This is a genomic window from Devosia epidermidihirudinis, from assembly GCF_000971295.1.
GTDB lineage: Bacteria > Pseudomonadota > Alphaproteobacteria > Rhizobiales > Devosiaceae > Devosia > Devosia epidermidihirudinis.
Genome location: NZ_LANJ01000016.1, coordinates 214,258 through 227,268 on the forward strand (window position 1 = coordinate 214,258; position 13,011 = coordinate 227,268).

The window sequence follows — 13,011 nt, forward strand, 5'->3', positions numbered from 1 at the left end:
TTGAAAGCGGCGGTCTCTGTGCGCCTAAAGCTGGGAAGAGTCCAGCATTGGTGCAAGGAGGGTCACCGCATGGTGAAGCCAGATATGTCGGCCGCGAGATCGTCCAGCGGCAAATTCATGAGCGATTCCAATTGGGTCCATAGGATCGCCACGCGGACGGACCGCCCGGGGAACAGCTGACCTGCAACCAGTGCATATAGGCCCAACTGGGTGCGATACTGGTTGGGCACGGCGCTGGGAGAGGTGGGCACGGCCGCGTCGGATTTGTAGTCCACCACCAGCACGTCCGATTCGTTGACCACCAGCCGATCCATGCGCCCGGCAATGCGAATGTCCTGGCCATCGCGCTGTCCATTGATCAGGAATGGCACTTCGGCGCGGCTATTGGGCCCGAACAGTTCGGCCAGCTCGGGCCGCGTCAGGATGGACATTGCATGCGCGCCAATGGCGGCGTGGCGCTCGGGCGCATCACCCAACAGCACCTGGAGGGCCTTGGGCACCACCTGTGGCCAGAGCGACTTCTCCACCCGCCCCAGATGCTGCAGCAGGGCATGCAGCGCGATCCCGTCCTTGCGGGCGGCATCGGCGTCACGAACCTGCTCAGCGGCGCTGTCGAGCGCCTGAAGCGGCGCAACACGGGTGCTGGCAGCGCTGGGCGTAACAATGGGCACGGCTTTGTGCGCGGCGAGCGGCTCAAAGCGCAGGCCAACCACATCGCGGGCATCACGACCACTTGGCGCATGCGGCTGTTGTGCCGCCCAGGTCGCCGGGTAGATGATCGCGTTGACCGTGCCATCATCGGCTTTGGTCACCGTGCTGAGAGGCAGCAAGGCGGTCTCGATGGCAGCGTACCAGCTGCCCTCAAGCTGGGTCTCGGGCTTGGCCGAGGCATTGAGCGCGCCGGTGACGTAAAGCTCGTCTTCGGCCCGCGTCATGCCGACATAGAGCTTACGCCAATATTCCTGTTCGAGATTGGCCTCGATCTCCTGCTTCTTCTCGCGCGTTTCGAGCACGTGTTGCTTGTCGCCAGCCGCATGGATCAGCAAGGGACCGGGCGCTTCAGACAGCACATAGCTGGGGCGGCTCTTCTGTTTGCCGCTGGGCTTGCTGGTGGCATCGGCCAGAATGACGATGGGCGCTTCAAGGCCCTTAGCGCCATGCACGGTCATCACCCGCACGCCGGCGCCCGTATCGGCGAGATCGCGCTTGATCGAAACATCGCGGCGCCGCATCTCGGCAACGAACCCTTGCAGGGAAGGCTGACTGCCCTGCTCATGGCTCAGTGCCAGATCGAGCAGTTCGGCGAACACTTCGTCGACCTCCGTCCCCAGCCGGGCATGGAAGCGCCGCAGCCCGCCTTCGGCATAGAGCACGGCAGTCAAAAACTCGAAGGGGCGTTCAAAGTCGAGCTCGCTGCGCCAGCGGCCCAGCGTTGCGGCGGCGTCAATGGCATGGGGAAGCTGCGAGCCCTCCATCGCCGACCACAGGCTTTGCCCGCTGGCACGCGGATTGGCGATTTCGAGTAGTTCGTCGTCGCTGACGTCGAACAGCGGCGAGCGCAATACGGCCGCCAGTTGCAGGTCATCGGCAGGGTTGAGCAGCACGTCGCAGACGGCGAGCAAATCCATCACCGCAATATGGCCGGTGACCTTGAGCCGGTCGGTGCCCGGCGTCGGCAGGTTCTCGCGTCGAAGAGCGCGGATCACTTCCTGAAACAGCGTGCTGCGCGACTGGACGAGGATCAAAACGTCATCGGCGGTCACCGCGCGTCCACGTCCGGAAAGGGCACGACCGCTCTCGATCCAGAAGCGAATTTCCCGGGCAATGCGAGTGGCAACCTGGCGTGGGGCGGTCTGTTCGGCTTCCACCGGCTCGATGGGCCATTCCCCACTCGCCGGACCGCCGCTTTGTTGCTGCAGCGGGGGCCAGAGGGTCACGCTGCCGCCGGTCATGACGCGGGCGGTGTCGTGATGCACCTTGTCGCGCGACAGCAAGGCCGCCTGGATCGGGTGCTGGTCGCTGACCAGATCCACCGCCTTGAGGATTTCGGGCAGGGTGCGGAAGCTGGTGTGCAGCGGCAGCGGCTGGAAGAGCATGCCGGCCTCTTCGGCGCGACGGCCAAACTCGGCGCCGGTCTCGCCAAACAGCGCTGGCTCGGCCCCCTGGAACGAATAGATCGACTGTTTCTGATCGCCCACGGCAAACAGCGAGCGCGGCCGCGTCACCGCGCCTTCACCGGCAAAAAATTCTTCGGCAATGGCTTTGACGACACGCCACTGCTCGCCATTAGTGTCCTGGCTTTCGTCGACCAGAATATGATCGATCCCGGCGTCGAGCTTGTAGCGCACCCAATCTGCCGCATCGGTTTCAAACAGATGTGCTAGCCGTTCGACCAGATCGTCAAAATCGAGCAGCGAGCGGCTGCGTTTTTGCCGCTCATAGCGCTCGGCGATGGCTGCAATCACATCGAGCAAGGCTTCGCTACGCTGCACCAGTTGCGCGCCGGCAATCGCCGCATCGAGCGCCACGATCCGTTCCTGTTCCGCGACGAAGCGCTGGAAGATGTGGGGGTAGCTCGCCTGCTGCTTGGCGGTCAGCAATTGAGCGCGCGGGCCCTTGTCAGTGAGAAACGCCGCGCGCAATCCGGTCGCCGTCATGGCATCGGGATCGATGCGTGCGATGAGATCGATGAAGCGGCGGCTCCCGTTGGGATCGCCCTCGAACAATTGCACCGCTTCGCGCAGGTCGAGCGGAGACAGCAGGCTCTCCGAGATCAGCTTCTGGTTCAGTACGGCTGGTGTTTCTGTGCCGGTGCCAACAAAGCGGCGCAGGTTGGCCTTGGCGGTGTCGACATCGGCCAGCACGGCCTTGAGCTTGCGCCCATCGCTCAGCGCTTCGCGAATGGCATCGCCGATCTGGCTGTCGCTGAGGCTGACAAACAGCGTCTCGACCGCACCCTCAACGCCCAGCCCTTCGGCCAGAACGGCCTCGCGCGCTGCCAGCACCATGGCCTCGCGCTCGTCATCCTCGATGACGGCAAAATCAAACGGCACCCCAGCTTCGAGCGGAAACCGATGCAGCACCGATTCACAAAAGGCGTGAATGGTGACGATCTTGAGCCCGCCCGGGGTTTCCAATGCCTTGGCAAACAGGGTTCGTGCGCGATCGAGCAGGGCCGGATCAAAGCCCGGTCCTTCAATGCCGACCAGTTCGGCTTCCAGCGCAGATGTCTCCATGACCGCCCACTGCGCCAGTTCCTTGGCGACGCGGCGGCGCATCTCGGCAGCGGCGGCCTTGGTATACGTGAGGCACAAAATGGTCTGTGGCGCGACATCGGCCAGCAGCAGCCGCAGCACGCGGCGCGTCAGCACATAGGTCTTGCCCGACCCCGCATTGGCCTCCACCCAGATCGACCATTTAGGGTCGGCGGCGCGCGCCTGATTGGCGCTGGTCTGGGCCGGAACGCGAAGCTGTCCCCTCATGCTTCGTCCTCTCCGCCGTCAACGGCAGTCCATTCCGCCACGCGCGCCAGATGATCATAGGCCCCGGCAAAGCGCTGCGATTTGAGCGGCAGCAGGCGCGCCGTCATCGGCACATCCTGAAACAGGAAATAGGCAATGTGGCTCTGCATGCGGCGGGCAATCTCGTCGGCGGCATCCATCAGGTCAAAGCCATCGGCTGGGGTGAAATCCTTGCGGGTAAAGGCATCTGGCCCCAGCCCGATCTTGATATAGGTGAGGGCCGAGCTGTCGGCCGGCACGATGGCCTCCAGCGCTCCGGCCTTGGCCATCTGCGCTTCGAGCAGCAATTGGGGCACTTCAAATGCCTTCATCGCGCCGGGCGAGGGCGGCGAGCCGGTCTTGAAATCGATGATTTCCAGCGTGCCATCCACCATCTCGTCGACGCGGTCGGCGCGGCCGGTGATGGTGAAGGTCTCGTCCATGGCCAGGTCCCACTTGCCGTCGATCTCGGCGTGGCGCTTGCGCACATTGGAATTGCGCGCCCGCTCGAAATCGAGGAACTGCGCAGCGGTGGTTTCAAAGCGGCGCAGCCAGATATCCCGACGCTCGCCAATGGCGTCGAGCCCGGAGAACTTTTCGACCGCGATGGTGCGCAGAATATCGGGCGCGTCGGCGGCCATCACATCATGCCTGTCTATGACGAACTGCGCGAAGATGTCGTGGATGATGGTGCCGCGCTCGCGCGCATCAGGCGTTTCGCCCAGCGGGTCGAGCGGGCGCAGCTTGAGCACATGCTTGGCGTGAATGTCATAGGGCGAGCGCATCAGCGTTTCGATCTCGGTGACCGAGAGGCGGCGCGGACGCCTGTGGGCGGCAGGGCTTGGCGCAGGGCGTGCTGCGGGTGTTGGCAGGCCCACGGCGTCGATCCGACGGGCCTCCTCCAGCCAGCGGGCACCCTTGGCCTGCCAGAGTTTGACGTAGTCCTCGCCGGCAAAGGCTTCGAGCCGCTGCAACAGGCGGGAAGCAATGGAGGGGCTAGCGCCGACACGGTCAGACAGCGCGATGATGACGTTGCTATTGCCGAGCCCCTGCGCAAAGTCATGCGCGGCCAGGCCCTGCTTGCGCTCGGGTGGCTGCATTCCGGCCGCTAGCCGCATGCCCCGGCTGAGCCATGGGCCGGGATCGGCGGCCTCCGGCCATTTGTCTTCGTTGAGCGCGGCCAGGATCAGCAGGTCTGGGTTTTGCAGACGCGCTTCGAGCTGGCCCCAGATGGAGATGTCGCCGCGGCGCTCATCATGCGTGCGCACTTGAAAGCCAAGCATCAGCGCATTGAGCACGCCTTCGAGCTGGCGCGGCGCAAACTCATGGCCCTCACCCACCTGTTGGGCCATCTGACGGCCCCATTCGGCCAGCTCCAGCCTACCGGGCAGAGTGGCGCCATCGGCCACGGCCTCGAAGGCCGAGCAGAGAGCGCTGGCAAAGCCGCTGGCTGAGATCAGCTTTTGCGCAAACAGCGACCGCAGCGGCACCAGCGCTGCCTCGATGCGCACGAACAGCGCCTCGATGGCGATGCCCTGATCCTCATTGAGGCGTTTGCTCGGATGCGTCGTGACCTTGTCGATATTGGCCCGGAGCAATTGGCGCAGCCCGGCAATGCCCGGATTGGCGCGTTGCCCACGCAGAAGGCCCAGCTCGATGTCGTCGGTCAGCTTGCCGATGGTGGCGCGGTCCAGCCCAAACAGGGCGGCGCGATTGCGCAGCAGGGAGACCAGATCAACGGCCGAGCAATCGGTGCTGGCGACGGCGAGAATTTGTCGCAACAGGCGTCCCGCTGCCGACTGGAACAGCGGTGCACCGGCCGCATCGTCGACGGCGACATCGAAGCGGCGCAGTTCGGCGGCGATGCGGCGCGCCAGATTGCGATCCGGCGTGACGATGCCAACGGTTTTCTGGTCTTCCAGCGCCTGCCTTGCGGCCAGCGCAATGGCGCGCGCCTCCTCGTCCTCGGTGCGGGCGCGAATGACGGTGAGCCCTTCGCTGGCAGCGTCGAGCTGAGCGGGCGACAAGCGCTGCTGTGCCCACAGCGCCGTGTCCTTAGTCAGCGCCAGCGCGCGGTTCACCAGCGTGGTGCGCGGCGACGTCGCCGGTGCCAGTTCGATGACTGAGGCAATGGTGGCGTCCAGCCCACGCAGCAGCTTGGCCAGACCATATTGCGGGTGGCCGTGCGGGTTGTTCTTGTCGTCGAGCAGAGCCGCATGACCGGCTGGCGTAAGACTGGTATCGAGACCCGGCAGCACGACGGCGCCGCGCGGCAATAGATGCACGGCCTTGAGCAGGCGAGCGGTGGCGGCGATCGAGCCGGTGGAGCCTGCGGCGATGACCGGGCGGTCGCCATAAATCAGTGGTGCGGCAAGGGCTTGCCGGTCGAGACGTTGCCCGCGCAGGGCGGCAACGTCGGCATGGCCCTTGGCGCCAAGGCGCAGGGGCCAGTAGCGCAGCGCAATATCAAGAAAGGTCAGGGTCTGCTGCCAATAGGCGCTGAGATTGGTTTCGATCTCGGGCACGATGGCGGCGATCTCGTCGGCGCTGCGCTCTTCGGTGTGAAGATCATCGATCAGCTGGCCGAGCGACTCGGCCATGGCCAGGATTTCACCAGCTGTCGGCGGCGTCGAGAAAGCCTGACGGCCCGCGTCCGAATTGGCCCACTTATCCACCAGTTGTGCCAGCGCCAAGCGGCGTTCCAGCGCCGATGCGGCGGGCAGCGGGGTCTCGGCGTCGAAGGGCGGCAGGAAGGGTTCTTCGTCCTCGGTTTCACCCCCGAAAGTGCGAATATCGGGTAACAGACTGTGACCCTTTCGCGCGAATTCATCCGCCAATGCTAACTTGGCGCGGCGCGTCGGCAGCACCACAGTGACATCGCTCAGCCAGAACGGATTGTCCTGGCTCCAGCCACCGAGCAGCGTGCCGTCGATGATCTTGTCGGCCAGAACGGCGATGAATTTGGCATGGGGCGCGATGGTGTACAGCGTCATGGCGCGAGCTGGCTTTCGGCATCGGCCAGCGCCTGCGGGTCGCCGACATGGAACCATGGTGCGTTGAGCGCCACGCCCATCAGCGTCTCGCGCTCCAGCGCCGCCTCGAACAGCTCATTGAGCGAGAAGGCGCCGTCCGGCGTGTCCTCGAACAGCTTTTTGCCCAGCAGCGCCACGCCGCCATAGATCACCGGCGCGCCATAGTCGCGGGTGATGCGGCCTTGTGGGTCGAGGCAAAAATCATGGCTGCGGGCAAAGCCGGTGGCATTGCGTGGATGCACGCAGAGCAGCACGATTTCGGCGTCTTCGCCATAACGCGCCAACATGCGGGTGAGCGGCGTGTCGCTTCCGGCGGGCCAGAAGGCGTCGGTATTCATCACCAGGATCGGGTCGGAATGCAGCATGGGCAGGGCGCGCTTTACTCCCCCGCCGGTACCCAGCAAGTCGTCCTCGCGGCTGACTTTGATCAGGCCGCCGAAATGGGCGAGAATCTGGTCGGCGCGATAATGCACATTGGCGACGAAGCGCTTGGCCCCTTCGGCGCGCGCATTGCTGACAATCCGCTCGATCAGCGGCACGCCGGCTACGGGCACCAGCGGCTTGGGAATGGCCTCGGTGATCGGGCGCAACCGCGTGCCCAACCCGGCCGCCAGGAGCATGACATCGGGGAATCGAATGGTGTCGTTCATGGTCGGGATAAGACCGGGGGAGCGGCGCGATGTCCAGTGGGAGCCGCGGCGCTCTCTCACACCCACCGGCGCTGTCCTCGGACTTGATCCGAGGACCACTACCCGCTTGTGCCGCGTGCTGAGTGGCCCTCGGGTCGAGCCCGAGGGCAGCATCTGTGGGGAGAAGGGATACAGTTCTGAGCATCAAGTGGGTGGAGAGACACCCCCACCCTGCTCGATGGACGGACTTAGCAAGCTAAGTCCTGTCTCGCTTCCCTCCCCACAAGGGGGAGGGTCGTCGACTGATGGATCGAACTACGTGCGGAGCACGCCGCCGGTGGATTTGGTGACGGCGGCGACGATGGCGGACGAGACTTTTTCGATGTCTTCGTCGGTCAGCGTCTTGTCGGTTGGCTGCAAGGTCACTTCGATGGCGACGGATTTCTTGCCTTCCCCGACATGGCTGCCTTCGAACACGTCGAACACATTGACGTCGGTGATCAGCGCCTTATCGGCACCGCGCGCGGCGCGCAGGATCACGGCGGCGGTGACCGCCTTGTCGACCACGAAAGCGAAGTCACGGCTGAGCGGCATCAGGGCCGAGAGGTCCAGCGCGGGCTTGGTCTTGGTCGCCTTCTTGCGGGGCTCGGGAAGCGCATCGAGGTCGATCTCGAAGGCGCTGACGGGGCCATGGATGTCGAGCTCGGCGGCCCAGGCGGGATGCAGTTCACCGAACCAGCCCAGCGTGACCTTGGGGCCGAGTGCAATGCGGCCGCCGCGACCCGGATGGCTCCAGGCGGCGGGCTCGGGCAGAACCTGCACCTTGTCGATATCAACGCCCAGCGCGTCGAGCACGGCAGCAAGGTCGGCCTTGGCGTCGAACACGCCAACGGCCTCGGCCTTGCCGGTCCAGTGGCGGCCTGCGCCATCGAGCTTTGCCGTGCCGGTGCGGATGCCAGTGGCATAGGTGTGCTGGCCATCTGGCGTATCGGACAGGAACACCTGACCAACTTCGAACAGACCCAGATCGGACGTGCCGCGATTGGCGTTGCGGCGCGCAGCCGCAAGCAGACCCGGCAGCAGCGATGGCCGCATGTCGGTCATGTCGGAGGCAATGGCATTGGCCAGCTGCAGGCTTTCCTGCCCACCGCCGAAACGGGTGGCTTCATCATGGGAAATGAACGACCAAGTGACTGCCTCATCGAGACCGCGCGACGCCAGCGCCCGGCGCGCGATCCGGCGGCGGTTCTGGATCGTGGTCAGCATGCGTGGCGCCACGTGGTTGAGGCGCGGCAGCGGCTCGACGGGGACATTGTCCACGCCCACCATGCGCATCACTTCTTCCACCAGGTCGGCCTTCTGCGTCACGTCGGGGCGCCAGCTTGGCACCTTGACCGTCAGCACGTCGCCCTTGCCCGAAATCTCAAAGCCGAGGCGCGTGAGAATGGCGGTAACGATCATCGGCTCGACGGAAAGACCGGTCAGACGCTTGACCTCGGAGAGCGGGAATTCGACCACGGTATTGGGGAAGACGTCTTCGCCCGAGAACACCGGCTCCATCGGCTCGCCGCCGCAGAGTTCCAGCACCAGACGCGTCGCCAGCTCAAGGCCGGGCACGGTCAGCGCGGGATCGACATTGCGCTCGAGGCGATAGCGCGCGTCAGAAACGATGCCGGTCTTGCGGCCGGTGCGAGCGACCAGTTCTGGATCCCAGCTGGCGCATTCCATGAAGACGTTCACAGTCTCGTCGGTCGAGCCCGAGCGGATGCCGCCCATAATGCCACCAAGGCAGAGCGGACCCTGATCGTCGGCAATGACCGTCATGGTCTCGTCGAGCGGATAGATCTTGTTGTCGAGCGCATCGAGCGTTTCGCCAGCGCGGGCATTGCGCAGCACGGGCTGGCCGACGATCTTGTCGGCGTCATAAGCGTGCAACGGACGGCCCCAGCCCAGCGACACCCAATTGGTGATGTCGACAATGGCGTTGATGGGACGCAGACCCACGGCGCGCAGACGCTGCTGCAGCCATTCGGGCGATGGACCGTTCTTGACGCCCTTGATCAGGCGGCCACCGAACTTGCGCGCGGTGTTGGGCTCGTCTGCGCCGAAAAGCTGTGGCAGTGCTGCAATCGGGCTCGGGCCCTTGGATGGGATCGGCGACATGTCGGTGGTCTTGAGCGTGCCAAGGCCATAGGCGGCCAGATCGCGCGCCACGCCATAAACGCCGGTCGCGTCACCGCGATTGGGGGTGATCGAGATGTCGAAGGTCACGCCATTAATGCCGACGAAATCGACATAGGGCACGCCGATCGGCGCATCCTCGGGCAGCTCGATAATGCCGTCGTGGTCGGTGCTCAGCTCCAGCTCGGCGGCCGAGCACAGCATGCCGTTCGACACCTGGCCACGGATATTGCCTTTGCCGATGGTCATGTCCTTGCCCGGAATATAGGTGCCGGGCGAGGCGAACACTGTCTTGAGGCCGGTGCGCGCATTGGGGGCGCCGCACACGACATCGATCAATTCGCCGGTGCCCGCATCAACCTTGCAGACGCGCAGCTTGTCGGCATTGGGGTGCTGTTCGGCCGAAACGATATGGGCGGTCACGAATGCCTTGAGCGCCGCGCCCTGCGATTCAACGCCTTCGAGCTCCAGCCCGACCAGGGTCAGCGTCTTGCCGATGTCGTCGACCGAGGCATCGGTGTCCAAATGATCCTGGAGCCAATCGAGAGTGAATTTCATGGTTTTGGCCTTTAACGGAAGTCGCTGGCGGAGCCGGTGATGGCGGGCAACGCACGGGAGAGTTTGAACAGTTCGACAAGCACATTGGCAAAGCCGCGCGCATCGTCGATGGCTTTATGGGTGTGGGCGATATGCCCGTAGAATTCGGCCGGCAGCTTGCTCATGCCCCAATCGAGATAGGGTGCGCCGCGCAGGGTTCCGGCCATGGTGTAGAGGCAGACGCCGCCGCCTCGGAAAATCTGGCGCTGCTTGAACGGACCGCTCAGCACGCGGGTGCCAGCGAATTCATCCAGATAGTGATCCATCCACAGCCCATCAAAGATCATCGGCGCGGCGACGAACACTTTTGGGCCGGGCAGGGCTTCCACCCAATCGGCAAAGCGCGGCATCACCACCGATGGCGCTTCGGCATTGGCGGTGGTTGCCGCCCATGCCTCGGGCTGGGTTTCCCACCAGGCCATGGTCTGCTCATTGGTGGTGCGATCAGCGCGCTGGGTCAATTGCGCCTCGAACTCGCCATGGCGCGTGCCATCGGCTTCGATGGCCACCGATGCAAAGCTCAGCATGGAATTGTGCAGCGGCGTTGGCCCGTCGCTTTCGATATCGGTGACGATAAAGATCGGCGAAGCGACCTGATTGTAGACCGCGCGTCCAGCCGGCAGCACTTCGACCAGCCGGAACCGCTCGCAGGCGAGTTCCATGTCCGGCGAGAAGCCACCATTGCGGGCAAAATAGGCCTCGTGCTCGGCCCGCCATTTGGCATAGGGGCCTTCGCCTTCCCGGTCGCTGAATTCAGGCGTGACAGCGTCGAAGCGCACGATCTCGACCGACAGCGTTTCGATAACGGCAGCAGGCTCGCCCGCCCCGTTCAGCACCACATCGCGCCGACCGGCCACAGGCAGCGGCTCCTTGCCCGGACCAAAATCGCGCACGGCGCCGCAGGTCGCGGTCTTTTCACCAGTGAGCACCAGCGCCAGCAAAGCGTCAGCCAGCTCGGGGGAATCCCCGAAGCTGAACTGGTTGGCATTGGCATAGTGGGCGGGGAGTGCAGCCATGGTGGATTAGCTGCTCAGCCCGCCAAACAGGGTCGGCAGATCGAGCGGGCGGAAGCCGTAATGGTCGAGCCAGCGCTGGTCACCATCAAAGAAGGCGCGCAGGTCGGGCATGCCGTATTTCAGCATGGCGATGCGATCGATACCCATTCCCCAGGCAAAGCCCTGATAGACATCGGGATCGAGCCCCGCGCTGCGGATCACATTGGGGTGGACCATGCCGCAGCCCAGGATTTCCAGCCAGTCATTGCCTTCGCCGATCTTGACCTCATTGCCCGACCGATCGCACTGCACGTCGACTTCCATCGATGGCTCGGTGAAGGGGAAGAAGCTGGGGCGGAAGCGCAGGGTGACGTTGGGCACTTCGAAATAGGCCTTGAGGAATTCCTCAAGCACCCAGCGGAGTTGTCCAATGTGACTGGATTTATCGATGACGAGACCTTCCACCTGATGGAACATCGGGGTGTGGGTCTGATCGCTGTCATTGCGATAGGTGCGGCCGGGAATGACCACGCGGATCGGTGGCTCCATGGCCGGGGTCATGTAGCTGGCGGCAGGCTTTTCATTGGTCTGCTGCATGACGCGGACCTGCACCGGCGAGGTGTGGGTGCGCAGCACCTTTTTCACGCCATCCGCACCGGGCTTCATGAAGAACGTGTCGTGCATCTCGCGGGCCGGGTGGCCTTCGGGGAAATTCAGCGCGGTGAAGTTGTAATAGTCGGTCTCGATGTCGGGGCCTTCGGCAATCGAGAACCCCATATCCGAGAAGATCGCCGTGATCTCGTCAATGGTCTGGCTGATCGGGTGAATGCGGCCGCGCGCGGTGGGGGCAGGCTGCAGCGGCAGGGTGATGTCGACGGTTTCAGCGGCAAGGCGGGCATTGAGAGCGGCGGACTTCAGCGTCGCGCTCTTGGCCTCGATCAGGCCAGCGATTTCGACCTTGAGGCCGTTAATAGCGGGACCAGCCGACTTGCGGTCTTCAGCGGCCATGGAGCCCAGCGAGGCGAGCAGGGCCGAAACACTGCCCTTCTTGCCAAGGGCTGCAACACGCACCGTATCGAGCGCGGCTTCATCGCCAGCAGCAGAAATTGCGGCCGAGAGCTCGGCGCGGAGGGTGGCGATCTGGTTCTCGAGGGACATGCGCGGGTTCTCGTTTTTCAGTAGCCCTCATCCTGAGCTTGTCGAAGGGCGAGGGCGTGGCACGATCTCACGTACCCGACCTCGTGGTTCGACAGGCTCACCATGAGGTCTCATGGGTGTCGGCGTGGTTGATCTCCTGGTTCACAGGGGATCCAAAAACTCTGTGGGCTATAGACCAAAACAAAACGCCCCACGCCAGCCCTTTCGGGATAGCGCAAGGCGTCATTTTTAGCCTCAGCGATGCTGAAGATTAGGCAGCAGTAACGCGAGCGTGGGTCGTAGCGTCGATCGCTTCGAGATACGCAAGTGCAGCCTTGGCCTTTTCGACCAGCACGCCGAACGCTTCTGGCTGGGTGATCGCGAGATCGCTCAGCACCTTGCGGTCAACGGCAACCTCAGCCTTGCTGAGGCCGTCGATAAATCGGCCATAGGTCAGTCCGTAATCACGCACTGCTGCGTTGATACGCTGGATCCACAGAGCGCGGAAATTGCGCTTCTTGACGCGACGATCGCGGTACGCGTACTGGCCGGCCTTTTCGACGGCCTGCTTGGCGATACGGATCGTAGACTTACGGCGGCCATAATAGCCCTCCGCAGCCTTCAAAACCTTCTTATGACGGGCGTGATTGGTAACGCCTCTTTTAACGCGTGACATGTGTCAGCTTCCCTTCAGCGTTAGCGGTTGTACGGCATGTACCACTTCACCAGACCCTCGTCGCCCTTGGACAGGATCTTGGTGCCGCGGTTAGTACGGATGTACTTGGCGTTGTGGTTGATCAAGCGGTGACGCTTGCCTGCGACGCCTGCCTTAACGCGACCGGTCGCTGTGAAGCTGAAGCGCTTTTTGGCGCCAGACTTCGTCTTCATCTTGGGCATTTTGCGGGTCCTTTAGAGTAGTTTGGATGGATTTGGGCCCATC

Annotated in this window: 8 protein-coding genes; all 8 read right to left on the reverse strand. The window is 63.8% G+C overall.

Features of this window, described 5'->3' with window-relative positions:
* Positions 1-62: 62 nt before the first annotated feature.
* A complete protein-coding gene (gene addA, locus WH87_RS09390; protein WP_046139367.1) occupies positions 63-3,482 on the reverse strand; it encodes a double-strand break repair helicase AddA in 3,420 nt (1,139 codons plus the stop codon).
* A complete protein-coding gene (gene addB / locus WH87_RS09395; protein ID WP_046139366.1) occupies positions 3,479-6,493 on the reverse strand; it encodes a double-strand break repair protein AddB in 3,015 nt (1,004 codons plus the stop codon). The genes addA and addB overlap by 4 nt, the downstream gene beginning before the upstream one ends.
* Positions 6,490-7,182 carry a nucleotidyltransferase family protein gene (locus tag WH87_RS09400; RefSeq protein WP_046139365.1) on the reverse strand — a complete coding sequence of 231 codons (693 nt, stop codon included), beginning with the start codon at positions 7,180-7,182 and terminating at the stop codon, positions 6,490-6,492. The genes addB and WH87_RS09400 overlap by 4 nt, the downstream gene beginning before the upstream one ends.
* Before the next feature lie 294 nt (positions 7,183-7,476).
* Positions 7,477-9,900: a phenylalanine--tRNA ligase subunit beta gene (gene pheT, locus WH87_RS09405; RefSeq protein WP_046139364.1), complete on the reverse strand. Its 2,424-nt coding sequence runs from the start codon at positions 9,898-9,900 to the stop codon at positions 7,477-7,479.
* A gap of 11 nt (positions 9,901-9,911) precedes the next feature.
* Entirely contained in the window at positions 9,912-10,955 is a 1,044-nt protein-coding gene (locus WH87_RS20300) for an ASCH domain-containing protein (RefSeq protein ID WP_082092601.1), read from the reverse strand.
* 6 nt (positions 10,956-10,961) lie between these two features.
* Positions 10,962-12,092: a phenylalanine--tRNA ligase subunit alpha gene (pheS, locus tag WH87_RS09420; protein ID WP_046139363.1), complete on the reverse strand. Its 1,131-nt coding sequence runs from the start codon at positions 12,090-12,092 to the stop codon at positions 10,962-10,964.
* Positions 12,093-12,342: 250 nt separating this feature from the next.
* Positions 12,343-12,747: a 50S ribosomal protein L20 gene (gene rplT / locus WH87_RS09425; protein WP_046139362.1), complete on the reverse strand. Its 405-nt coding sequence runs from the start codon at positions 12,745-12,747 to the stop codon at positions 12,343-12,345.
* Between the two features lie 20 nt (positions 12,748-12,767).
* Positions 12,768-12,968, reverse strand: coding sequence for a 50S ribosomal protein L35 (gene rpmI, locus WH87_RS09430; protein WP_035099236.1), 201 nt, complete (start codon positions 12,966-12,968; stop codon positions 12,768-12,770).
* Positions 12,969-13,011: the final 43 nt, after the last annotated feature.

Coding starts and splice junctions, on each gene's coding strand:
- rpmI (WP_035099236.1), bottom strand. CDS start 12,968: ATGCCCAAGATGAAGACGAAGTCTGGCGCCAAAAAGCGCTTCAGCTTC.
- pheT (WP_046139364.1), bottom strand. CDS start 9,900: ATGAAATTCACTCTCGATTGGCTCCAGGATCATTTGGACACCGATGCC.
- addA (WP_046139367.1), bottom strand. CDS start 3,482: ATGAGGGGACAGCTTCGCGTTCCGGCCCAGACCAGCGCCAATCAGGCG.
- rplT (WP_046139362.1), bottom strand. CDS start 12,747: ATGTCACGCGTTAAAAGAGGCGTTACCAATCACGCCCGTCATAAGAAG.
- WH87_RS09400 (WP_046139365.1), bottom strand. CDS start 7,182: ATGAACGACACCATTCGATTCCCCGATGTCATGCTCCTGGCGGCCGGG.
- WH87_RS20300 (WP_082092601.1), bottom strand. CDS start 10,955: ATGGCTGCACTCCCCGCCCACTATGCCAATGCCAACCAGTTCAGCTTC.
- pheS (WP_046139363.1), bottom strand. CDS start 12,092: ATGTCCCTCGAGAACCAGATCGCCACCCTCCGCGCCGAGCTCTCGGCC.
- addB (WP_046139366.1), bottom strand. CDS start 6,493: ATGACGCTGTACACCATCGCGCCCCATGCCAAATTCATCGCCGTTCTG.